The 21,259-nt window shown below is 59.5% G+C and carries 20 protein-coding genes; 14 read left to right on the top strand and 6 right to left on the bottom strand.

Annotated features, from left to right (window positions below):
* Positions 1–63 precede the first annotated feature (63 nt).
* Complete coding sequence (locus ACR0JX_RS09970; protein ID WP_480543610.1) at positions 64–1,728, top strand: ABC transporter permease; 1,665 nt, start codon at positions 64–66, stop codon at positions 1,726–1,728.
* Positions 1,729–1,791: 63 nt separating this feature from the next.
* Positions 1,792–2,142, top strand: coding sequence for a DUF2794 domain-containing protein (locus tag ACR0JX_RS09965; protein WP_480543608.1), 351 nt, complete (start codon positions 1,792–1,794; stop codon positions 2,140–2,142).
* Here the strand turns inward: ACR0JX_RS09965 and ACR0JX_RS09960 are convergent.
* From ACR0JX_RS09960 to ACR0JX_RS09950, 3 genes are all read right to left on the bottom strand, one after another.
* Positions 2,139–2,876 carry a C40 family peptidase gene (locus tag ACR0JX_RS09960; protein ID WP_480543606.1) on the bottom strand — a complete coding sequence of 246 codons (738 nt, stop codon included), beginning with the start codon at positions 2,874–2,876 and terminating at the stop codon, positions 2,139–2,141. The two genes, ACR0JX_RS09965 and ACR0JX_RS09960, sit on opposite strands and share 4 nt — an antisense overlap.
* On the bottom strand, positions 2,873–4,255 hold the full coding sequence (locus ACR0JX_RS09955; RefSeq protein WP_480543604.1) for a leucyl aminopeptidase family protein: 1,383 nt from the start codon (positions 4,253–4,255) through the stop codon (positions 2,873–2,875). Before ACR0JX_RS09955 ends, ACR0JX_RS09960 begins: the two co-directional genes overlap by 4 nt.
* 63 nt (positions 4,256–4,318) lie before the next feature.
* Positions 4,319–4,708, bottom strand: coding sequence for a hypothetical protein (locus ACR0JX_RS09950; protein ID WP_480543602.1), 390 nt, complete (start codon positions 4,706–4,708; stop codon positions 4,319–4,321).
* Positions 4,709–4,924: 216 nt separating this feature from the next.
* Between ACR0JX_RS09950 and ACR0JX_RS09945 the strand changes: the two genes are divergently transcribed.
* Together ACR0JX_RS09945 and ACR0JX_RS09940 are read left to right on the top strand one after the other, a co-directional pair.
* A complete protein-coding gene (locus tag ACR0JX_RS09945; RefSeq protein WP_480543600.1) occupies positions 4,925–5,398 on the top strand; it encodes a phosphoribosyl-AMP cyclohydrolase in 474 nt (157 codons plus the stop codon).
* 113 nt (positions 5,399–5,511) lie between these two features.
* Positions 5,512–6,048 carry an SRPBCC family protein gene (locus tag ACR0JX_RS09940; RefSeq protein ID WP_480543598.1) on the top strand — a complete coding sequence of 179 codons (537 nt, stop codon included), beginning with the start codon at positions 5,512–5,514 and terminating at the stop codon, positions 6,046–6,048.
* A 10-nt stretch (positions 6,049–6,058) separates the two neighbouring features.
* Here the strand turns inward: ACR0JX_RS09940 and ACR0JX_RS09935 are convergent, their stop codons facing one another.
* Positions 6,059–6,661 (bottom strand): helix-turn-helix domain-containing protein, encoded by a 603-nt coding sequence (locus ACR0JX_RS09935; RefSeq protein WP_480543596.1) that lies wholly within the window; start codon positions 6,659–6,661, stop codon positions 6,059–6,061.
* A 147-nt stretch (positions 6,662–6,808) separates the two neighbouring features.
* Here ACR0JX_RS09935 and glyA point away from each other — a divergent pair, with 147 nt between their 5' ends.
* The 9 genes from glyA (at position 6,809) to ACR0JX_RS09890 (ending at position 17,855) form a co-directional block, all read left to right on the top strand.
* Positions 6,809–8,062, top strand: coding sequence for a serine hydroxymethyltransferase (glyA, locus tag ACR0JX_RS09930; RefSeq protein WP_480543594.1), 1,254 nt, complete (start codon positions 6,809–6,811; stop codon positions 8,060–8,062).
* A gap of 11 nt (positions 8,063–8,073) precedes the next feature.
* Positions 8,074–9,456, top strand: a complete 1,383-nt coding sequence (gene lpdA / locus ACR0JX_RS09925; RefSeq protein ID WP_480543592.1) for a dihydrolipoyl dehydrogenase — start codon at positions 8,074–8,076, stop codon at positions 9,454–9,456.
* Between the two features lie 14 nt (positions 9,457–9,470).
* Positions 9,471–10,415, top strand: coding sequence for a lipoyl synthase (lipA, locus tag ACR0JX_RS09920; protein ID WP_480543590.1), 945 nt, complete (start codon positions 9,471–9,473; stop codon positions 10,413–10,415).
* A gap of 24 nt (positions 10,416–10,439) precedes the next feature.
* Entirely contained in the window at positions 10,440–11,810 is a 1,371-nt protein-coding gene (locus ACR0JX_RS09915; RefSeq protein WP_480543589.1) for an alanine/glycine:cation symporter family protein, read from the top strand.
* Between the two features lie 78 nt (positions 11,811–11,888).
* Entirely contained in the window at positions 11,889–12,311 is a 423-nt protein-coding gene (locus ACR0JX_RS09910; RefSeq protein ID WP_480543587.1) for a universal stress protein, read from the top strand.
* 16 nt (positions 12,312–12,327) lie between these two features.
* Positions 12,328–13,422 (top strand): glycine cleavage system aminomethyltransferase GcvT, encoded by a 1,095-nt coding sequence (gene gcvT, locus ACR0JX_RS09905; protein ID WP_480543585.1) that lies wholly within the window; start codon positions 12,328–12,330, stop codon positions 13,420–13,422.
* Between the two features lie 17 nt (positions 13,423–13,439).
* The gene (gene gcvH, locus ACR0JX_RS09900) at positions 13,440–13,805 is read left to right on the top strand and encodes a glycine cleavage system protein GcvH (protein ID WP_480543272.1); all 366 of its coding nucleotides are present in this window, start codon (positions 13,440–13,442) and stop codon (positions 13,803–13,805) included.
* 112 nt (positions 13,806–13,917) lie between these two features.
* Positions 13,918–16,773 carry an aminomethyl-transferring glycine dehydrogenase gene (gene gcvP, locus ACR0JX_RS09895; protein WP_480543583.1) on the top strand — a complete coding sequence of 952 codons (2,856 nt, stop codon included), beginning with the start codon at positions 13,918–13,920 and terminating at the stop codon, positions 16,771–16,773.
* 89 nt (positions 16,774–16,862) lie between these two features.
* A complete protein-coding gene (locus tag ACR0JX_RS09890) occupies positions 16,863–17,855 on the top strand; it encodes a helix-turn-helix domain-containing protein (RefSeq protein ID WP_480543581.1) in 993 nt (330 codons plus the stop codon).
* A gap of 17 nt (positions 17,856–17,872) precedes the next feature.
* Here the strand turns inward: ACR0JX_RS09890 and ACR0JX_RS09885 are convergent, their stop codons facing one another.
* On the bottom strand, positions 17,873–18,751 hold the full coding sequence (locus ACR0JX_RS09885; protein WP_480543579.1) for a LysR family transcriptional regulator: 879 nt from the start codon (positions 18,749–18,751) through the stop codon (positions 17,873–17,875).
* Positions 18,752–18,848: 97 nt separating this feature from the next.
* Here ACR0JX_RS09885 and ACR0JX_RS09880 point away from each other — a divergent pair, with 97 nt between their 5' ends.
* Positions 18,849–20,159, top strand: coding sequence for an aminotransferase class I/II-fold pyridoxal phosphate-dependent enzyme (locus ACR0JX_RS09880; RefSeq protein WP_480543577.1), 1,311 nt, complete (start codon positions 18,849–18,851; stop codon positions 20,157–20,159).
* 159 nt (positions 20,160–20,318) lie between these two features.
* Here ACR0JX_RS09880 and ACR0JX_RS09875 read toward each other — a convergent pair whose 3' ends face one another.
* Entirely contained in the window at positions 20,319–21,197 is an 879-nt protein-coding gene (locus ACR0JX_RS09875) for a LysR substrate-binding domain-containing protein (protein WP_480543575.1), read from the bottom strand.
* Between the last annotated feature and the right edge of the window lie 62 nt (positions 21,198–21,259).

The raw sequence follows: 21,259 nt of genomic DNA, 5'->3' as shown, positions 1-21,259 counted from the left end.
CTGGTGTTTCCGAGCGTTTTGGTCGATTAAAGGCGAAGTCTTCGGCATCAACGCAGCAGGGCAATGACCCAGATCGACTATTCTGAAAACGGATCGCGAAACCGCGGCGTGCGCGGGACCCGGCTTTTGGCCGGGCTGGCCTACGTCGTGGCCGGGGCGTGCCTGTTGCCGATGATCGCGGTTGTTCTGGCTGCGCTGACCGGTGGGACCGATGCAATAACGCATTTGGCCGAGACGGTATTGCCCAGGTACACAGTCACCACGATTATTCTGGTCATATTGGTGGCTATCGGCACGTTCTGCATCGGAACCGGCGCCGCCTGGCTGGTGACAATGACTCGGTTTCCCGGTGTACGGTTGCTGGAGATTGCGCTGGTCCTGCCGTTGGCCTTTCCGGCCTATGTGCTTGCCTATGCCTACACCTTTGTTCTGGATCACCCAGGCATCGTACAGACCACCCTGCGCGATGTGACCGGGTGGGGCCCGCGCGACTATTGGTTCCCCGAGATCCGCTCGACCGAGGGTGCGGCGGCGATGCTGATCCTTGTACTTTATCCTTATGTCTACCTGCTGGCCCGCGCCGCGTTTCTGCAGCAAAGCGCAACGGCGTTTTTGGCGGCGCGCGCCCTGGGGAACAATCCGTGGCTGGCGTTTCGGCGTGTGTCGTTGCCCATGGCGCGTCCGGCGATTGCGGGCGGGGTGCTGCTGGCAATCATGGAGACCATCGCGGATTTTGGAACGGTCTCTTATTTCGGCGTTCAGACTTTTGCGACCGGCATTTACACCAGTTGGTTTTCGCTGGGTGATCGCGCCGGGGCCGCGCAACTGGCGCTGTGTTTGCTGGGGTTTGCCTTGATGCTGGCCGTGGCCGAACGGACGTTGCGCGGGAATGCAAAGTATCATCAAAGCGGCAAACACCATGTGGCGCACCCCGCCGCGCATCTGACCGGGTGGCGCGCCCTTGGAGCGTTTCTTCTTTGCGCAGTGCCTGTTCTGTTTGGGTTCGTGTTTCCGGTTCTCATTCTGGTCGATATGGGATTGGAGTCTGAACAGAACCTGCTGTCGGACCGGTACCTTGGGTTCATCCAGAACTCATTGATCCTGGCGGGAACCGCGGCTCTGGTTACTGTAGCGGCGGCGGTCAGCGTTGGATTCTTTCAGCGTCTCAGACCCGGGCGCGCCTCGACCAGTGCGGCGTATCTGGCGCGGCTGGGATATGCGGTGCCCGGCGGCGTGATCGCTGTTGGGTTGCTTGTACCCTTCGCTGCGTTTGACAACGCACTGGACGCCTGGATGCGCCAAACCTTTGATATCTCGACCGGTCTGTTGGTCACGGGATCTATCTGGCTGTTGGTCGCGGCCTATATGGTGCGGTTTCTGGCTGCCGCACTGGGCGCGTATGAAGGTGGGCAGAGCACGGTTCACGCCAATATGGACGCCGCCGCTCGGTCTTTGGGCCAAACTCCGTTGGGAACGCTACGGCGGGTCCATCTGCCCATTCTGACGCCTTCATTGCTGACCGCCTTGCTGATCGTCTTCGTCGATGTGATGAAAGAGTTGCCCGCGACCCTGATCATGCGCCCGTTCAACTTTGATACACTGGCGGTGCAGGCTTACCGCTTGGCCTCGGACGAACGGCTCGAAGGGGCTGCCGTGCCGTCGCTGGTCATTCTGGCCGTTGGCTTGTTGCCGGTGATCCTGATCTGTCGACAGATCGGGCGGCGATAGGGAAATACAGCGTTGATGCGCATCAGGCTTGATTCGGGCGCGATTTCCGGCAAGGCTTGAAGTATGAATATGCAGCCTCCCAGCCGGTTCTCTGCAAACTCGGCCCAGATGCCCGTCGCGTTCGACCGGCGCGAGATGTCCCATATCCTGTCTGTCTATGGTCGGATGGTCGCCGCTGGAGAATGGCGCGACTACGGAATATCCAACCTGCGCGATACGGCAATCTTCTCGATCTTCCGGCGCACAGCCGAACACCCGATCTACCGCATCGAAAAACACCCGCGCCTGCGGCAGAAACAGGGGATGTATTCTGTCGTTGGTATGGACGGGCGCATCCTGAAACGCGGCCACGACTTGCGTACGGTGTTGCGTGTGTTGGAGCGTAAGTTGATCCGCTCGGTTTCTCTGGATTAGAGCCGTTTATGAGCGGTCACAGGTCCGTCGCCTTGCGCCAGAATGCGCGCAATCGCCTGATCCATTGGCTCATAGGCCACCGCCATATGGTACGCATTCGCATGAAGCAGCGTATTGGGTCCTGATACCCAGGCGACGTGGCCTTTCCAAAACAGCAAGTCACCGCGCAAGGGCTCTGTATCCTCTGGCTGAGCAGTGCCCACAGCCTGTTCCTGATCCCCGCTGTCGCCTGGGCAGGGGATACCACAGGCCAGCAACCCGGCCTGAACCAGACCCGAACAATCGATCCCGAGCCGGCTGTTGCCTCCCCATAGGTAGGGCGTGCCCAGAAACAGCTCGGCCACTGCCACCGGATCGGGTTGCACCTCAGCGATTGGGGTGGTGTGCACCGCTGGTACGAACCCCAGTTCGGTTTCCACAAACCTCTCGGTTTCTGACAGGGCTTGCACAGTGCTGCCGAAACTCAGCGAGGTCAAATCGCGCGTCTTCATATCCGCCTGCTCATAGGCATGAGTTGCGGGGGCTGTGATCATATGAGTATGCGGGACATTCGGGCCGAGATGCGTTGAGCGGGCCCAGCCGGAATAGTTGTCCTTATCCGCTGTGATCCGGCTCCACCCGTCTTTCTCGTCCGTAACCTCGACCGTGTCGCCGTACAGCAACTGCCGGTCGCGTGGACCGTCTGGCTGGCGCAGCAGGTCGATCACAGGCTGGATGACGCGCAGCCGGGTCATAGGCCCAATATCTCCGGCAGTGCGCCGAGGATAGCGCGGGGGCCCTGGCCCAGCCCCCCCTTGCTGCGTCCGGGCGATTTGCTAGGCTGCCATGCGTAGATGTCGAAATGCATGTAGGCGCTGTTCTCGACAAAGCGGCGCAGGAACAGGGCAGCGGTGATGGACCCCGCAAACCCGCCCGAGGGCGCGTTGTCCAGATCGGCGATGCCGGGTTCGATCATCGCCTCATACGGCGTGTGGAAGGGCATCCGCCAGACCGGATCGGCCGAGCGTTGCGCGGCGTCCGACAGTGCCGCTGCGGTCTGATCGTCATCCGTATAGAACGGGGCCAGATCGGGGCCCAATGCAACGCGCGCTGCTCCGGTTAGGGTGGCCATCGAGATCACCAGATCGGGGTTGCCCTCATCCGCCAGCGCCAGCGCTTCGGCCAGCACCAGCCGCCCCTCGGCATCGGTATTGTTGATCTCAACCGTCAGCCCCTTGCGCGAGTTCAGGATGTCGCCGGGCCGGAAGGCATTGCCTGCCACCGCGTTCTCGACCGCCGGAATCAGCACCCTCAATTGCAGGGGCAGGTTCAGCGCCATGATCATCCGGGCAAGACCCAAGACATTGGCCGCGCCACCCATATCCTTTTTCATCAAACCCATCGAGGCGCCGGGCTTCAGGTTCAGCCCACCCGTGTCAAAGCACACGCCCTTGCCGACAAGCGTTAGCTTTGGGCCAGCCGATCCCCAATTCATCTCGATCAATCGCGGGGCCTGATCCGCTGCGCGCCCCACAGTGTGGATCATGGGAAAGTTCTGTTCCAGCAGCGCATCACCCAGGATGGTCTTGCAGGATGCGCCGAATTCTTCCGCCAGTGTTTCAATGGCCTGTTGCAGATGTTCGGGTCCCATATCCGAGGCGGGCGTGTTGACCAGATCGCGGGTCAAAGCCTCGGCATTGGCCATTGCCTCAATACGCGCGGCATCAACGCCCTCTGGCGCGATCAGACTTGTTTTGGCGGGGGATTGGCTTGCATAGCGGTCGAATGTGTAGCCGGTGAGCAGCCAGCCCAAGCATTCCATTTCAGCCCGCTCAGCATCAAGGCCAGATACGATCTGATAGGTGCCTTCGGGCAATGCCTCGGCTGCGGTGGCCAAGGCAAAGCGTTTGCGGGCACGTTTCGCCTCGGTCCCGTAACCTGCAAGCGCGCAGGTGGACCCGCCTGCGTCATCGGGCACCAACAATGTCTGACCCAGCGCAGCGGTGAACCCGTTTGCCGCGACCCAGCGGCCGACATGTTCGGGCTGATCCGCCAGCCACGCGTCCAGATCAGGTTGGGCGATGACATGAAGCGGGACAAAAGGATCGGTCGGTTCGGCAAAGCTGAGGGGCATGGGTGTCTCGATTGTTTGACTTTGCGCCCAGACTAGCCACCCGCGATCCGCCTGCAACCCCCGTCAGACAGACAGGTCCTGCTGATCCCAAATCGCGGTCAAAGACCGTTCGCCGATGCGGATCAGCCGCCCAAGCGTCGCCCCAGCGGCAACCGCATCCCCGGCATCAACCGATTGCGTAACATCGCCGGCAACCCTTGCCAGCGCCGTCATCCCGATCTGATCGGCAATCGCCACCAGCGATTTCGAGCATTTGCGCAGATTGTCCCAATCGCGTTTCCGCCAGAACCGTTCGCAATTCGACAGGCGCACGGCCAGTTCCTCGACCGTGCGGCACAGAACGTCCAGTGCGTTCTTGTCACCCAATTGCCGGTACAGGCCGCTCAACCTGTCCGGGTCCAGCCGCACCGTTTCTGTATGTTCAAGCGTGAGTATCTTTTCCACCACATTCACCCTACTTCTGTCGCCCCCACGGCGTAGACCAGATATTGGTCGGGAATTCCTTTGCAAAACCTTGCCCCAGGCCACAAGAATGGTTCGAATTTTCAGTGAATTCAGGCTTGTTTCCGGATGTGAGGCAATAAGCGCGCGCAAATCGACGCAGCCACCCTTGAAATGAAACCGTCATGCTGACACTTACCATCGAAACCAACGGAAAAGGACCGAGTTATGTCGATCACTGCTGACGAACTGACTGCTGCCCGCGTGGCCTGGGGCGATGGATTGATTGCAATCTCGAAAGCCTACGAGGAAGGTGGCATTGACGCGGCACGACCGGTTGCCGAAACCGTTCTGCATGCGGCCTATGGCTACAATCTTGGTCCGGTTTTGTTCAAGCCGACACTTGCATCAGGAGACCAGACCTTTCGCCCAACACGCCACGGTGCGCTGGCCTATTTCGTTGGTCATGACGACGCTTACCCGTTGGACGGCGGTTTTGGGATCAAAGGCTGGCGCGAGATGGAAAGCGTCACTTCGGCCAGTTTTGTGGAAGGCGACGTAGCCATGTGGATGGGCGCCGTCATCCTGACCGATAAGGACGGGAACGTGACGCAGGTCGACAAAAGTTTTGGTTACAAGAAAGACGCCGATGGCGTGCTGCGAATTGTCTTGCACCACTCATCGCTGCCCTATCAGCCGTAGTTCCGACGCTGTCCCATCAGGAACATTGAACATGGCTCGGATCAGACCTCTGATTCCGGGCCATTTTTTGATATGATCCCGTCAAATAGTATTTTTGGAATCGGATCGGACCCATGAGATTTATCAAACGTCTTTTTGTCTTTCTGCTTGTGATTGTCGTGGCGCTTGTGGGCGTCTCTTATCTGCTGCCTGGAAAGGCCGAGGTGTCTCGTTCAATCACCATCGACGCCCCGGCTGAGGCGATCTTTCCTTACGTGAACTCCATGCAAGAGACCGAACAATGGTCCCCGTGGCTGCATCGCGATCCCGAAACCAAACTGTCCTATTCCGGTCCAGAGACGGGAGTTGGCAACACCCTGAACTGGAGTTCGGACCACCCTCAAGTTGGCACCGGATCGCAGGAGATTGTTGAGAGCATTGAAAACGAAACCGTCCGCACGGCGCTTGATTTCGGCCCGATGGGGACGGCAATGGCTGCGTTTGTCCTGCAGCCCGAAGGTGGGCAGACTCAGGTCACTTGGGGTTTTGAAACTAATCTGGGCCTCAATCCCATGTCGCGCTGGATGGGCCTGATGATGGATAGTTGGGTCGGTGGCGACTACGAGCGCGGTTTGTCGAACCTGAAGGTGCTTGTTGAATCGCAGGGGTGATCCGGGCGGCTTACTCCAAGGACACCCACAAAACGCGAGCGTCTTCTTCGCTGGTCGAGATACAGCCATGCCCCATGCCGCTGTCGTAATACAGTGAGTCCCCAGCTTTCATCGGCAGGGGGCGATAGTGTTCGGACAGAAAGGTCAGCTCTCCGCTGATGACATACAGGAACTCTTCCCCACTGTGCCTGATCCAGTTCTCGAATTCGGATACATCGCGGGCTTTGATGGTCGCAATGTAAGGCAGCATGCGTTTGCTGGTCAGTTCCGGGCACAAAAGCTCGTGCAGATAGGTGGGGGTGTCCCGCATCTCACCTTCACCTTTTGGGGTGAAATCCCGTCGACCCGCGATCCCAGTTTGACCTGATTGCAGGAACAATTGCGGGGTGCTCATATCCAGCGCCTGAGTCAATCGCCGCACGATTTCAAAACTTGGCCGTGTCTGGTTGTTTTCTATCTTGGACAGCGTCGAACGACCGATTCCCGCGGCGCGCCCGGCTTCCTCCAACGTCCACCCTTTGGCACGGCGTGCGTCTCGGATCGTGCGTCCCAAGGCTGCGCCGTCATCCTCTTCCTCCGGTCCGACGGCGTCATTCAGGCTGTCATCGACCATAGAAACCCCCCTGGTTTTCCGTAGGTTAACGATTTCCACGACCTGACACAACTTCACAAAATTGAGATGTGTATTGCCACCTTTTACAAAATTCCCCTATAGGAAACAAAGTTTCGTACTTGAGATTCGAGCGCGAGAGAGGAAAATATGTTCACAACATCGCTTAAGGATGCTGACCCGATCATCGCCGCTTCGATTGATCGCGAGCGCCAGCGCCAGGCTCAGCAGATCGAGCTCATCGCCTCCGAGAACATCGTCTCGCAGGCCGTGATCGATGCGCAGGGTTCCGTGCTGACGAATAAATATGCCGAAGGCTATCCCGGTCGTCGCTACTATGGCGGCTGCGAATATGTGGATGAAGTCGAGGTTGAGGCGATTGAGCGGCTTAAGAGGCTGTTCGGCTGCGAATATGCCAATGTCCAGCCGCATTCCGGGGCTCAGGCCAATGGTGCGTTCAAACTGGCATTGCTGCAACCCGGCGACACCATTCTGGGCATGTCGCTGGACGCAGGTGGTCACCTGACCCATGGCGCGAAACCCGCGCAGTCTGGCAAATGGTTCCGCCCGATCCTGTATGGTCTGACCGGTGAAGGCCTGATCGACTATGATCAGGTCGCTGAACTGGCCAAGGCGGAAAAGCCGAAGCTCATCATCGCGGGCGCATCGGCCTATTCGCAAAAAATCGATTTCGCGCGGTTCCGTGAAATTGCCGACGAAGCTGGTGCATGGCTGCTGGCTGATATGGCGCATATCGCGGGTCTGGTTGCGGCTGGGCTGCATCCTTCGCCCATTGGCCATGCGCATATCGTGACGTCGACGACGCACAAGACCTTGCGCGGCCCACGCGGCGGCATCATCCTGACAAATGACGAAGCACTGGCCAAAAAAATCAACTCGGCTGTGTTTCCGGGTCTTCAGGGCGGCCCACTGATGCACGTGATCGCCGGTAAAGCCGTCGCATTCGGGGAAGCACTGAAACCTGAGTTCAAGGACTATATGCAGCGCGTCGTGGACAGTGCGGCGGCGCTGGCCAATGTGATGATGGCGCGCGGTTGTGACATCGTTTCGGGCGGCACGGAAAACCACCTGATGTTGGTCGATCTGAGGCCAATTGGCGTGACCGGAAAAGACGCCGAGGCCGCGCTGGAGCGGGCCGGGTTCACCTGCAACAAGAACAGCGTGCCGGGTGATCCGGAAAAACCGACGATCACGAGCGGCATCCGGCTGGGAACAGCCGCTGGATGTAGCCGCGGGTTTGGTCCTGAAGAGTTCACCCGGATTGGCCATTTGATCGGCGATGTTCTCGATGCGCTGCGTGAGTCCTCTGAAGGCGATGCAACCATCGAAGCCGAGAACCGCGCAAAAGTCCGCGCCCTCTGCGCCAATCATCCAATCTACTGAAAGAACACCCAATGAGCATTTACGATCTCATCGTCATCGGGGGCGGCCCCGGCGGTTATGTTGCTGCGATCCGCGCGGCTCAACTGGGTATGAAAGTGGCTTGCGTGGAAGGGCGCGGGGCGCTGGGTGGAACCTGTCTGAATGTGGGGTGCATTCCCTCCAAAGCGTTGCTGACCTCCTCGGCCAAATATGCCGAGCTTGCACATCTCTCCTCCCATGGCATTGCGGTTGAGGGGGCCAGCATCGACGTGCCCGCGATGATGGGGCGCAAGGACAAGATCGTTGGCGATCTGACCAAAGGCATTGGTTTTCTATTCAAGAAGAACGGCGTTGAGCTGATCGAAGGCTGGGCCAGCATTCCCGCCGACGGGCAGGTGCAGGTTGGCGACGACATCTATGAGGCCAAGAATATCCTGATCGCCACAGGGTCTGAGCCGACACCGCTGAACGGTATTGAGATCGATGAGCAGGATGTTCTCAGCTCAACCGATGCCTTGGCGCTGGACACGGTGCCGGATCATCTGGTTGTCGTCGGGGCAGGGGTGATCGGGCTTGAGTTGGGTCAGGTCTGGGCGCGTCTTGGAGCCAAGGTCACAGTGGTTGAGTATCTGGACCGTGTCCTGCCCGGTATCGACGGCGAGATTGCGAAACTGGCGCAGCGCGCGCTCATCAAACGCGGCCTGAAGTTCCAGTTGGGACGCGCGCTGAAGGCCATTGAAAAGTCTGAAACCGGATTGACGCTTACTCTGGACCGGGTCGGCAAAGACAAGGAAGAGGTGATCGAAGCCGACAAGGTTCTGATCGCCGTCGGACGCCGGCCCGTCACGCGCGGGTTGGGGCTGGAAGAATTGGGGATAGCTCTTGACCCGCGCGGCTTTGTTCAAGTTGACAACAGCTTCCGCACATCGGTTCCCGGCATCTATGCGATCGGGGACTGCGTCCCCGGACCGATGCTGGCCCATAAGGCCGAGGAAGATGGCGTTGCCTGCGTTGAGATGTTGGCAGGGCAGGGCGGCCATGTCGACTACAACACCGTGCCGGGCGTCGTTTACACCGACCCTGAGGTTGCCTCGGTCGGTGTGACTGAAGAGGCGCTGAAAGAAGCCGGTGCCGAATACGCAGTCGGCAAATTCGCGTTCATGGCCAACTCGCGCGCGCGGTCGACAGGTGAATCCGACGGCGCGGTCAAGGTTTTGGCGGACCCGAACGGCAAAATCCTGGGTGCGCATATCTGCGGTGCCCATGGCGGTGAGCTGATTGCCGAACTGGTTCTGGCCATGACCAAAGGCGCAACCGTGTCCGAGGTCGCCTCCACCTGTCATGCGCACCCAGCCATGGGCGAGGCGGTCAAAGAAGCCTGCCTCGACGCCATGGATCGCGCGATCCACGCGTAAGAAGGAGCCACCAGATGACCATCCAGCTTCGCCCCCGCCACCCCGAAAAGGCCAAAAAAGCCGACAGCGTCATTCCGCGCAAGCCTAAGTGGATTCGCAAGAAAAAGGGCGATGGCGCCGAGTATTATAAGACCCGTCGCTTGATGCGAGAGCATAACCTCGCCACGGTCTGCGAAGAAGCCGCCTGTCCGAATATCGGCGAATGCTGGTCCAAACGTCACGCCACCATGATGATCATGGGCGAGGTCTGCACCCGTGGTTGTTCCTTCTGCAATGTTGCCACCGGTCGACCTGATGCGCTGGACCCGTTTGAACCGGGCCGGGTTGCCGCCGCCGTCAAGAAACTGGGCCTACGCCACGTGGTGATCACCTCGGTCGACCGCGATGATCTGGCCGATGGCGGTGCTGACCATATTGCCCAAACCATCCGTGCTGTGCAGCACCAGAATCCCGGCACGACGGTAGAAGTTCTGACCCCCGACTTCCTGGGCAAAGGGGATGCGGCCGATCTGGTCTTTGCGGCCGCCCCCGACGTTTTCAACCACAATCTGGAAACTGTGCCGAATCTTTATCCGACGGTTCGGCCCGGTGCCCGTTACTATGCGTCGCTGCGCTTGCTGGACGATGCCAAACGCGCAAACCCTGAGATCTTCACCAAATCCGGCCTGATGGTCGGCCTTGGCGAAAGCCTCAGTGACGTGCGCCAGGTGATGGATGACCTGCGCGCCGCAAATGTCGATTTCCTGACAGTCGGGCAATACCTGCAACCGACCCCGAAACATCACCCGATCGACCGGTTCTGGTCGCCGGAGGAGTTCGCCCAGCTGGAGCAGATCGCGCGCTCCAAGGGCTTTCTGCACGTGTCGGCCACGCCGCTGACCCGTTCGTCGTTCCATGCGGACGAAGACTTTGCCGCCCTCAAGCAAGCCCGCCAGCGGGCAATTGCTGCCGGGGCATAACCAGACGCACTAGGGAGGAATACCATGGAAGCGTTAAACTCAATCGTAGGAGCCATCAATGGCGTCGTGTGGGGGCCGCTGATGCTGGTTCTCATCCTTGGCGTCGGCTTCTTCTTGCAGGTCGGGCTGAAATTCATGCCGATCCTGCGCATTGGCACGGGCTTCAGCCTGTTGTTCAAAGGCCGCGAGGGGCAGGGCGAAGGGCAGATCAGCCCGTTCAACGCGCTGATGACCTCGCTGTCGGCGACCATCGGTACGGGGAACATCGCCGGTGTGGCCACTGCTGTCTTCCTGGGCGGTCCGGGCGCGTTGTTCTGGATGTGGATGACCGCCCTGGTGGGCATGGCCACCAAATATGCCGAGGCTGTCTGCGCGGTGAAATACCGTGAAAAGGACGAGCTGGGCAACTTTGTCGGCGGTCCGATGTATTACATCAAGAACGGTCTGGGCGCGAAATGGGCCTGGCTGGGCGTCGCCTTCGCCCTGTTCGGCGCAATCGCAGCCTTCGGCATCGGCAATGGCGTACAGGCCAACGGTGTGGCACAGGTTCTGGAGTCGAATTTCGGCGTGAATACCTCGATCACTGGCGTTGTTCTAATGGTCCTGACAGCGGCTGTTATTCTGGGCGGCATCACCCGCATCGGTGCGGTTGCCGGCAAGCTGGTTCCATTCATGGCGATTGCATACATCATCGCCGGCCTGCTGGTTCTGCTGATCAACATCGGCAATATCGGTCACGCCTTGTCGCTGGTCTTCACTCACGCCTTCACCCCCTCGGCCGCCGAAGGTGGTTTCGCGGGTGCCGCCGTCTGGGCCGCCATCCGCTTTGGTGTGGCGCGCGGTGTTTTCTCGAACGAAGCCGGTCTGGGGTCCGCCCCGATCGCTCACGCCGCGGCCGAAACCAAAGGTCCGGTCAACCAGGGCCTGATCGCGATGTTGGGTACGTTCATCGACACCATCATCGTTTGCTCGATCACCGGTCTGGCGATCATCTCTTCGGGTGCATGGACTTCCGGTGAATCGGGCGCGGCGCTGACCTCGCTGGCCTTCGCCAACTCCCTGCCGGGCGGTGGTCACCTGATCGCAATCGCGCTGTCGATCTTTGCCTTCACCACCATTCTGGGCTGGTCTTTCTACGGCGAGAAATGTGTCGAGTTCCTGCTGGGTGTCAAATCCCTGCTGCCCTACCGCGTGCTGTGGATCATTGCGATCTATTTCGGCGCAACGGCGGATCTGGGCTTCATCTGGCTGCTGGCGGACACGCTGAACGCGATGATGGCCATCCCGAACCTGATTGCCCTGGCCCTGCTGAGCCCGATCGTCTTCAAACTGACGAAAGAGTTCTTCGCCTCGGGCGGACAGTCGGAAGAACCGGGCGGTTCGCCAGCCGAATAATCCGGCCCTGAGAAAAACGGGGGGCCAACCCGACCCCCCGGCCTCGAAACAAAACTCTAAGTCACGAGGAGAGACGTGATGGCGACGAAAATCCTGCTGCCCATTGATCACACCGATGACCGGTCGTGGACAAACGCCCTGCCACTGGCGCAAGAACAGGCGAAGTTCTACGGGGCGGAACTGCATACAGTGGCCGTCATCCCCGAGATCATTCAGCTGCCAAACCTGCCCGCCAACTATGGTGCAGGCGCCAAGGACCATGTGCGCAATGCGGTTCAGGCCATTCTGGATCACGGCAGCGCCCCCGGTGTGGCGATTCACGTCGAAGAAGGCAGCGTCTACCGCGAAATCCTGAAGCTTGCCTACAAGGAAGGCTTTGATCTGATCGTCATGGCGTCGACCAAGGGCGACTTCCCGAATTATGAGATTGGCCCGAACCTGGCCCGTGTCGTGCGCAACGCGCATTGCACCGTTATGGTCGTTCGCGACCAATCCCGTTGATTGAGAGGTTAGAGAAATGACCACTTTGAAGCGCACGCCCTTGCACTCGTTGCATGTTGAGTTGGGGGGTAAGCTGGTTGATTTTGCTGGTTGGGAGATGCCTGTTCAGTATCCGTTGGGGATTATGGGGGAACATAAGCAGTGCCGTGAGAAGGCGGCGGTGTTTGATGTGTCTCATATGGGTCAGGTGATTTTGCGGGGTGAGAATGTGGGTGAGAAGCTGGAAGCTTTGTGCCCGCAGGCTTATGCGACGCTGAAGGAAGGCAAGGCGCGGTACGGGTTCTTTACCAACGAAGACGGTGGGATCATGGATGACCTGATCGTGTCGAACGCGGGGGATCATTATTTTGTGGTGGTGAACGCGGCGCTGCGGCATCAGGACATTCCACATATGCAGGCGAACCTGGACGGCGTTGAAGTGACCGAGATCTTCGACCGGGCGCTGGTGGCGGTGCAGGGTCCCAAGGCCGAAGACGTGGTGGGTGAGCTTTGCCCCGCCGCCCGCGACCTGAAGTTCATGGAAACCACCCTGGCGGATATCAACGGCGTCGAATGCCGTATCTCGCGGCTGGGTTATACCGGTGAGGACGGGTATGAGATCTCGATCCCCGAGGACAAGGCCATTGAGATCACCAAGGCGTTTCTGGCGCATGAGGATTGTGAGCCGGCCGGTCTGGGCGCGCGCGACAGCCTGCGGCTGGAGGCCGGGCTGTGCCTCTATGGCAATGACATTGACCAGAGCACCTCGCCGATTGAAGCCAGCCTTGGCTGGGCCATTCAGAAGCGCCGCAAGGAAGAGGGCGGCTTCCCGGGTGCCGATCGCGTGCAGAAAGAACTGGCCGAGGGTGCCGCGCGCAAGCTGGTGGGCATCAAACCCGATGGCCGCGCCCCGGCGCGTCAGGGCGTTGAGATCCAGTGCAGCAGTGGCAACACCATCGGTCGGATCACCTCGGGCAGCTTTGGCCCCACGGTGGGTGGCCCGGTTGCGATGGGCTACGTGTCCGCCGGTCACGGTGAGCCGGGCGAGAAGGTGAACCTGATCATCCGGGGCAAGGCGCAACCGGCGCAGATTGTGGCGCTGCCCTTTGTCACCCAGAATTACAAGCGTTGAAGCCAGGAGAGAGAGACATGGCAACCTATTATTCCGAAGAGCATGAATGGCTGATGGTCGAGGGCGACACCGCCACGCTGGGCATCACCAAACACGCGGCTGAACAGCTGGGCGAGGTGGTGTTTGTCGAGCAGCAGGAAGTGGGCGACGAGTTCGAGAAAGACGGCGAGATCGGCGTGATCGAATCCGTCAAAGCGGCCTCGGAACTTTATGCGCCGGTCGATGGCGAGATCACGGAAGTGAACGAAGCGCTGGCCGACAATCCCGGCGCGCTGAACGAAGACCCCGAGGGCGAGGCCTGGATCTACAAGATCAAGATCACCGACGCGGCGCAGCTGGAAGATCTGATGGATGAGGCCGGCTACAAAGCCTTCATCGGGTAATTCAAGCGGCGGATCCTTGCGCGGATCCGCCCCTTCATCTTTTTCCAAATACACCCGCCGGAGGCTCCTGCCGTCTCCGTCGGGCCTGATCTATCCTTGAGGAGCGCACCACATGGCCTTCAAACTGACCGATTACGAAGCCTATGACTTCGCCAACCGCCGCCATATCGGGCCCAGCCCGACCGAGATGCGCGACATGCTCAAGGTGATCGGCTTCAAGACGCTGGACCAGCTGATCGACGCCACCGTCCCGCCCGCGATCCGCCAGAAAGAGCCGCTGGACTGGGGTCCGGCGATGACGGAACGCGATGCGCTCTTTCACATGAAAGAGGTGGCGAGCAAGAACACCGTTCTGACCTCGCTGATCGGTCAGGGCTATTACGGCACCACGACGCCTGCGCCGATCCTGCGCAACATCCTGGAAAACCCGGCCTGGTACACCGCCTATACGCCCTATCAGCCCGAGATCAGCCAGGGCCGTCTTGAGGCGCTGTTGAACTTCCAGACCATGGTCAGCGATCTGACCGGGCTGGATGTGGCCAATGCCTCCTTGCTGGACGAAGCCACTGCTGCGGCCGAAGCCATGGCGATGGCCAAGCGCGGCGGGCGTTCGAAAGCCAACAACGCGGCCTTCTTTGTCGACAAGAACTGCCACCCGCAGACCATCGCGGTGATCAAAACCCGCGCCGAACCTCTGGGCATCGACGTGCAGGTCGCCGATCCGGACACGCTGGATGCGGGCGCCGTCTTTGGCGCGATCTTCCAGTACCCGGGCACCCATGGCCACGTGCGCGACTTCACATCGGAAATCGCCGCGCTGCATGAGCACAAAGCCATCGCCATTGTCGCCGCCGACATCCTGTCGCTGGCCCTGCTGAAATCCCCTGGTGAGATGGGCGCGGATATCGCCATCGGCTCGACCCAGCGCTTTGGTGTGCCGATGGGCTATGGTGGCCCGCACGCGGCTTATATGGCGACCACCGACAAGCTGAAGCGCTCGATGCCGGGCCGGATCATCGGTGTGTCGATCGACAGCCGCGGCAACAAGGCCTACCGCTTGTCGCTGCAAACCCGCGAACAGCATATCCGGCGTGAGAAGGCGAACTCGAATGTCTGCACCGCGCAGGCGCTGCTGGCGGTGATTGCCTCGATGTATGCGGTCTATCACGGCCCTGATGGCATCAAGGCCATCGCGCAATCGGTACACCGCAAGACCTCGCGTCTGGCGGCCGGTCTGGAAGAGGCGGGCTTTGCCGTGGAACCGGAAGTGTTCTTCGATACGATCACGGTTGAGGTCGGTCCCCTGCAGACAACAGTGATGGAGGCCGCCGTCGCGCGTGGTGTGAACCTGCGCAAGGTGGGCGAGACCAAGGTTGGCATAAGCCTGGACGAACAGACCCGGCCCGAGACCATCGAGGCCGTCTGGGGCGCCTTCGGCATCGACCGTCAGGATGACAGCGCAAATGTCGATTACCGTCTGCCCGATTACGCCCTGCGCGAAAGCGCATACCTGACCCACCCGATCTTCCACCAGAACCGGGCCGAGGCCGAGATCACCCGCTATATGCGCCGTCTGGCCGACCGCGACCTGGCGCTGGACCGGGCGATGATCCCGCTGGGCTCGTGCACCATGAAGCTGAACGCCACGATCGAGATGATCCCGGTCACCTGGCCCGAGTTCGGCAATCTGCACCCGTTTGTGCCGCAAGATCAGGCGCAGGGCTATCACGAGATGATTGCCGATCTGAACGACAAGCTGTGCCAGATCACCGGCTATGACGCGATCTCGCAGCAGCCCAACTCGGGCGCACAGGGGGAATATGCGGGTCTCTTGACCATCCGCAATTATCACTTCGCCCGTGGCGAGGGTCAGCGGAACGTCTGCCTGATCCCAACCTCGGCGCATGGCACCAACCCGGCTTCGGCCCAGATGGTCGGCTGGCAGGTTGTGCCGGTTCTGGCGGATGAGAATGGCAATATCGATCTGAACGACTTCCGCGCCAAGGCCGAGAAGCATTCCGATCATCTGGCCGGCTGCATGATCACCTACCCCTCGACCCATGGCGTGTTTGAGACCACCGTGCAAGAGGTCTGCCAGATCACCCATGATCATGGCGGTCAGGTCTATATCGACGGGGCCAACATGAACGCCATGGTGGGTCTGTCGCGTCCCGGTGACATTGGCGGCGATGTCAGCCACCTGAACCTGCACAAGACCTTCTGCATCCCCCATGGCGGCGGCGGCCCCGGCATGGGCCCGATCGGCGTCAAGGCGCATCTGACTGAGCACCTGCCCGGCCACCCGGAATACGGCACCGCCGTGGGTCCGGTCTCGGCCGCGCCCTTCGGCTCGCCGTCCATTCTGCCGGTCTCATGGGCCTATGTGCTGCTGATGGGCGGCGCGGGCCTGACGCAAGCGACCAAAGTGGCGATCCTGAACGCCAACTACATCGCGGCGCGGCTCAAGGATGCTTATCCCATCCTCTACACCTCCGAGACCGGTCGTGTGGCGCATGAATGCATCCTCGACACCCGCCCCTTGGACGCCGCGGCGCATGTGACCGTCGACGATGTGGCCAAGCGCCTGATCGATTCAGGCTTCCATGCGCCGACCATGTCCTGGCCGGTGGCAGGCACCCTGATGGTCGAGCCCACGGAATCGGAACCCAAGGCCGAGCTGGACCGCTTCTGCGACGCCATGCTCTCGATCCGATCCGAGGCGCAAGACATCATCGATGGCACCATCGACGCGGAAAACAACCCGCTGAAAAACGCCCCCCACACGGTGCGCGATCTGGTCGGCGACTGGGATCGGCCTTACACCCGCGAACAGGCCTGCTTCCCCCCGGGCTCCATGGGCGTCGACAAATACTGGTCCCCCGTCAACCGCGTCGATAACGCATATGGCGACCGAAACCTCATCTGCACATGCCCACCAATGACCGAATACATCGAAGCCGCAGAGTAAAGATAACAAACCCCCGACACAAAGGAGGGGGCCACCGGCAGCAGAGCGGTTCCCGCTCTCTGCCACTCAAAACAGAAGTATCCTGGCAAATGAAACACTACGTCCTGCGCAACGAACCCGAAAACAGGGCAAACGCCTTGGCTGCGGTGTCTGAGCGTGTTCAGTATGTTGATGTTATTTTACACCCGAAGGCCTCGAAGGCGTCGGCAGAGCTGGTATTGGATTTCTACCGGGCTTTGAACGGTTTGATGGAAAACCAGAGCCATGTTGTGACGCTGCGTATCCTTGCGGAGGATAAGGTCGGCGGGCCTTTGTATTGGTCGGGGCGGACGGCTGTCTTCTGGGGCAATCTGGATGACAACTGGAACCTGATTGGCACGCAAAAGCACTGGGCGACTCAGATTTTGAATCTGGCGCCTCGGGCGGTTCTGGTTGGAGGTGCTGTGATGCTGTTGGCTCAGGCTAGCGGGTGTGATGGGCATATCGCTGCAATACATCCGAGTTTTCAAGCGGCCGCATCCGAGCAAGGCATAAGAAGTTGCGGCGCCTCAACCTATCTTTCGCCCAATGGACGATTGCACAGCGCCAACACACGCATCAGCGCCCTTCGCCTGCTGGCTGAGTTTGTGTCGCGGGATCATGGCGAGCATCTTGCAGATGCGGTGCGCAGATATGTCGGTCTGGACGAGCCAAATCAGGCCATCGAAAGCCAAACCGTAAATCGGCTTATTCGTAGATCCAACGGGGATGAGCTGGTCATTCTGACCCTGGCGACCATGTTGGAGCATATTGAAGAGCCCCTGAGTATCACTGACCTTTCAAAGGCGGTCGGTGCCTCGACCCGCCAGCTGCAAAGACGTTATCTGTGCAAGACCGGTGCGACGCTTCTGCAAACCTATAAAGAGCTTCGGTTGGAGAGGGTTCTTGATCTGCTGAGGCAGACCGACATGTCGTTGCTGGAAATTGCGGCTGCGACCGGATTTTCCTCGCGCTCAGCTTTGTCGCGCGCCTTGTTCGAGCGGTGCGGATCGCGGCCAGAGGATATCAGGACCCGTCGCTATCTTGGATATGCGGCCGGTTAGCGAAACCAGCTTTGGCGTTAGCTCTGGTCTTTTCTACACAGCAGATCGATGACATGATCGATTTCCGGATGGCGCCGCGACTTGTGTGGACGTTCGATCATCAGTGCTTTGCCGGTTTTATGGCTGCGTTCTGAAACTCGGCTGAGCTGCTGTGCATCCAGCGCCTGCGCAACTAGCGCACCATGCCCCATCAGCACCCCCGCGCCTGATTTCGCCTCTTCTACCGCCAAGGCATAGAGCGAGTACCGAGGGCCGCGCGCCGGATCGCCGATATCGATATCTGTGGCGCCTGACCATGCTGGCCAATCGCTGTCCCAGGTCTGATCGTGCAGCAGCGGCGCAGTTGAAAGCTCGATACCCTGCGCCAGCTTTGGCGAGCAAACCGGAAAGATGATGTCGTCCTCGACAATGATCTGATCTGCGGTTTCATCGGGCAGGGAAATGAAGATGGACAGGTCGAACAGATCTCTCGACAGGCTCGGAGGTTTCTCCATCGCTGTCACGGAGATGTTCAGATTGGGGCGCATTTCACGCAATCGACCCAGACGCGGTGGCAACCAAAGCTGTGCGACTGACGGCAACGCGGCGATGTGAAACTCGGGGTTGGGTGCCAGATTGCGCAAATTTTGGGTTGCTGCTGCCAGAAGGTCGAAGGCCTGTGTGAATTCTTCAGTCACCAACCGGCCAGCGGCAGACAGTGAAACACCTTGTGCGCTGCGTTCAAATAGGCTGGTGCCGGACCACGCCTCAATCGCTTTGACATGCTGTGAAACCGCGCCTGCGGTGACACCCAGCTCCTCGGCCGCTGCAACGAAACTGCCTAGACGGGCGGCAGCCTCGAAGGCGCGTAATGCGTTCAGGGGTGGCCCCTTGGGTCGTCGGGGAAGAACTGCCATTCATCAGCCTTAGTTTTTCTAGGGCAAGAAATAGCAGAACTGATTTGCATTGTCATGCAGACCGTCCATTCTGAAGCCAAGCAAGGAGTATGCAACAATGACAATAGACCTACGATCCTGGGTCCCGGACGCCAGTGAAACGCTCGTGCAGCAGATCGCAGCGACCACTGCGCGTAGCACCTCGGAGGCCTTGCTCGACCGGATTGAAGACTTGGCGAACCGAAACCGCGAGATTCATGAGAAAGAGTGTTTCAACCTCAATCCGGCCACCAACGTCATGAACCCACGCGCCGAGGCGTTGCTGTCTTCGGGTATCGGGTCGCGCCCTTCGCTTGGATATCCGGGCGACAAATATGAGATGGGCCTTGAGGCCATCGAAGAGATCGAGGTGATCGCAACTCAGCTTTGTGCAGAGGTTTTTAACGCACGCTTCGCGGAAATCCGCGTGCCGTCGGGCGCGATTGCAAACCTTTATGGCTTTATGGCCACGTGCAAACCGGGTGACACGATCATCGCACCCCCTGCGTCGATTGGCGGTCATGTCACGCATCATTTGGCGGGCTGTGCGGGTTTGTTCGGGCTGCGTACTGTTGAGGCACCAACTGACGCAGATGGATACACCATCGATCTGGATCAACTGCACGTGATGGCGAAACGCGAACGACCCAAACTGATCACGGTCGGAGGCAGCCTCAACCTGTTCGAACACCCGGTCAAAGAGATACGCGCCATTGCCGATGAGGTTGGTGCCAAAGTGATGTTCGACGCGGCGCATCAGTGCGGGATCATCGCAGGCAAGGCGTGGCGTGACCCGCTGGCTGAAGGGGCGCATTTGATGACAATGAGCACCTACAAAAGCCTTGGCGGCCCTGCCGGTGGGCTGATTGTTACCAATGAGGCTGATCTAGCCGAGCGTCTGGACGCAATCGCGTTCCCCGGAATGACGGCCAATTTCGACGCGGCGAAATCTGCTGCGCTTGCGGTCACTATGCTGGATTGGCGCGATTTCGGGGCCGACTATGCGGCACAGATGATCGCAATGGCCCAAGCGCTTGCCGAGCGTCTAAATGACAATGGCGTACCAGTCTTTGCTGGCCGAGAGGGTTTCACCTGCTCCCACCAGTTTGCTGTCTTGGCCAAGGCGTTTGGTGGCGGGCAAACAGCCTCCAAAACCCTGCGACAGGCGGGTTTTCTGGCCTGTGGCATCGGCCTTCCAGCGCCAGAAGTGCAGGGCGACATGAACGGCTTGCGCATAGGCACCCCGGAACTGGTAAGATGGGGCATGACAACGGATCATGCAGACAGGCTGGCCACCCTGATCGCGCGCGGCTTGGCGGGCGACGACGTTGGTGCCGAGGTCAGCGACTGGCGGCAAAGCTTCGACCGCCTATCCTTTGTTCATATTTGACCTTCGATGTTTAAGTTGCGGATCGGACAAACATGATTTCACTGCCACGACATACATCGTTGCTCCAAAAGCCAAAAGTTTCTAACTCAATGGCGGGAGTGTGGACCTTTGCCGCCGTTCGCCCGAATGATCTGAATGGCCACTCATGTTTCAAGACAGTTAGGTATCTTTGGCGGAGCGCGCCGTAAGCCACGTCATGACATTGACGACCGTCTCATTGTTCTTGGCTGTTCGCGGCATGAGGACATAGAAATCACTTCCGCCCGCGTCCCAAGCTTTACCGACCTCGACCAAACGTCCGGCCTCAAGGTCATGAGCCACCAGAAACCGGTTTACCAAGGCCACACCTTGCCTGGCGATAGCAGCATCGACCGCAAGGGATGTTTGGCTTAGACGAAGGTGACGAGGAGACTGGTCCTGCACACCCAAATACGAGAGATAGCTGGGCCATTGGTCATGAGTGTCATGGATCTTCGGCTTTTCTGCTAGGGTTTCTGGATCCAGAGGAATGTCACCTTCGTCCGCAAACTTTGGCGCAGCGACCGCGATCAGCGATTGCTTGAACAAAAGGGCTACGTCCAGTGATGCGCCAAACGGTGGTGATCCTTGGCGCACTGCAAGGTCTATCCCGTCGCTGTAGAAGCTGGAAACTCTTTCGGTCGCCATGATCCGCAAATCGATATCCGGGTGTGCTGCGGTGAAGTCCGGTAGATTGGGGATCAGCCATTTTGCAGCAAAGGTCGGTGTGACACTGATGAGAACTTTGTTCGGCTCTGGTTTCAATTCGGCAGTTGCAGATCGAAGGTCTGCGAACACCTTAGCTATCCTGTTGTGAAAGCTGCGTCCGACCGATGTGAACTTCAGGCCCTTTGGGACCCGTTCGAACAGTGTCACACCCAGATGAGCTTCGAGCTGGCGCACTTGTTGCGCAACGGCCCCCTGCGTGACACCCAATTCATCGGCGGCTGAGCGGAAACTGAGGCGGCGGCCTGCTGCGTCAAACGCACGCAAGCTGTTGAGCGGGGGGAGTTCAATCATTCTGCAATAGTAATTCTACTGTCATGCAACATCAATTCTGAATCCAAATTTGTCATAGAAAA

It is taken from the genome of Ruegeria sp. AH7, from assembly GCF_056541325.1.
The sequence above is the reverse complement of the archived record's forward strand: the minus strand, read 5'-3'. Positions and strand labels throughout refer to the sequence as shown.

What these genes read in the sequence shown, in the direction of transcription:
- ACR0JX_RS09970 (WP_480543610.1), top strand. Translation starts at nt 64, where the DNA reads ATGACCCAGATCGACTATTCTGAAAACGGATCGCGAAACCGCGGCGTG.
- ACR0JX_RS09965 (WP_480543608.1), top strand. Translation starts at nt 1,792, where the DNA reads ATGAATATGCAGCCTCCCAGCCGGTTCTCTGCAAACTCGGCCCAGATG.
- ACR0JX_RS09960 (WP_480543606.1), bottom strand. Translation starts at nt 2,876, where the DNA reads ATGACCCGGCTGCGCGTCATCCAGCCTGTGATCGACCTGCTGCGCCAG.
- ACR0JX_RS09955 (WP_480543604.1), bottom strand. Translation starts at nt 4,255, where the DNA reads ATGCCCCTCAGCTTTGCCGAACCGACCGATCCTTTTGTCCCGCTTCAT.
- ACR0JX_RS09945 (WP_480543600.1), top strand. Translation starts at nt 4,925, where the DNA reads ATGTCGATCACTGCTGACGAACTGACTGCTGCCCGCGTGGCCTGGGGC.
- ACR0JX_RS09940 (WP_480543598.1), top strand. Translation starts at nt 5,512, where the DNA reads ATGAGATTTATCAAACGTCTTTTTGTCTTTCTGCTTGTGATTGTCGTG.
- ACR0JX_RS09935 (WP_480543596.1), bottom strand. Translation starts at nt 6,661, where the DNA reads ATGGTCGATGACAGCCTGAATGACGCCGTCGGACCGGAGGAAGAGGAT.
- glyA (WP_480543594.1), top strand. Translation starts at nt 6,809, where the DNA reads ATGTTCACAACATCGCTTAAGGATGCTGACCCGATCATCGCCGCTTCG.
- lpdA (WP_480543592.1), top strand. Translation starts at nt 8,074, where the DNA reads ATGAGCATTTACGATCTCATCGTCATCGGGGGCGGCCCCGGCGGTTAT.
- lipA (WP_480543590.1), top strand. Translation starts at nt 9,471, where the DNA reads ATGACCATCCAGCTTCGCCCCCGCCACCCCGAAAAGGCCAAAAAAGCC.
- ACR0JX_RS09915 (WP_480543589.1), top strand. Translation starts at nt 10,440, where the DNA reads ATGGAAGCGTTAAACTCAATCGTAGGAGCCATCAATGGCGTCGTGTGG.
- ACR0JX_RS09910 (WP_480543587.1), top strand. Translation starts at nt 11,889, where the DNA reads ATGGCGACGAAAATCCTGCTGCCCATTGATCACACCGATGACCGGTCG.
- gcvT (WP_480543585.1), top strand. Translation starts at nt 12,328, where the DNA reads ATGACCACTTTGAAGCGCACGCCCTTGCACTCGTTGCATGTTGAGTTG.
- gcvH (WP_480543272.1), top strand. Translation starts at nt 13,440, where the DNA reads ATGGCAACCTATTATTCCGAAGAGCATGAATGGCTGATGGTCGAGGGC.
- gcvP (WP_480543583.1), top strand. Translation starts at nt 13,918, where the DNA reads ATGGCCTTCAAACTGACCGATTACGAAGCCTATGACTTCGCCAACCGC.
- ACR0JX_RS09890 (WP_480543581.1), top strand. Translation starts at nt 16,863, where the DNA reads ATGAAACACTACGTCCTGCGCAACGAACCCGAAAACAGGGCAAACGCC.
- ACR0JX_RS09885 (WP_480543579.1), bottom strand. Translation starts at nt 18,751, where the DNA reads ATGGCAGTTCTTCCCCGACGACCCAAGGGGCCACCCCTGAACGCATTA.
- ACR0JX_RS09880 (WP_480543577.1), top strand. Translation starts at nt 18,849, where the DNA reads ATGACAATAGACCTACGATCCTGGGTCCCGGACGCCAGTGAAACGCTC.
- ACR0JX_RS09875 (WP_480543575.1), bottom strand. Translation starts at nt 21,197, where the DNA reads ATGATTGAACTCCCCCCGCTCAACAGCTTGCGTGCGTTTGACGCAGCA.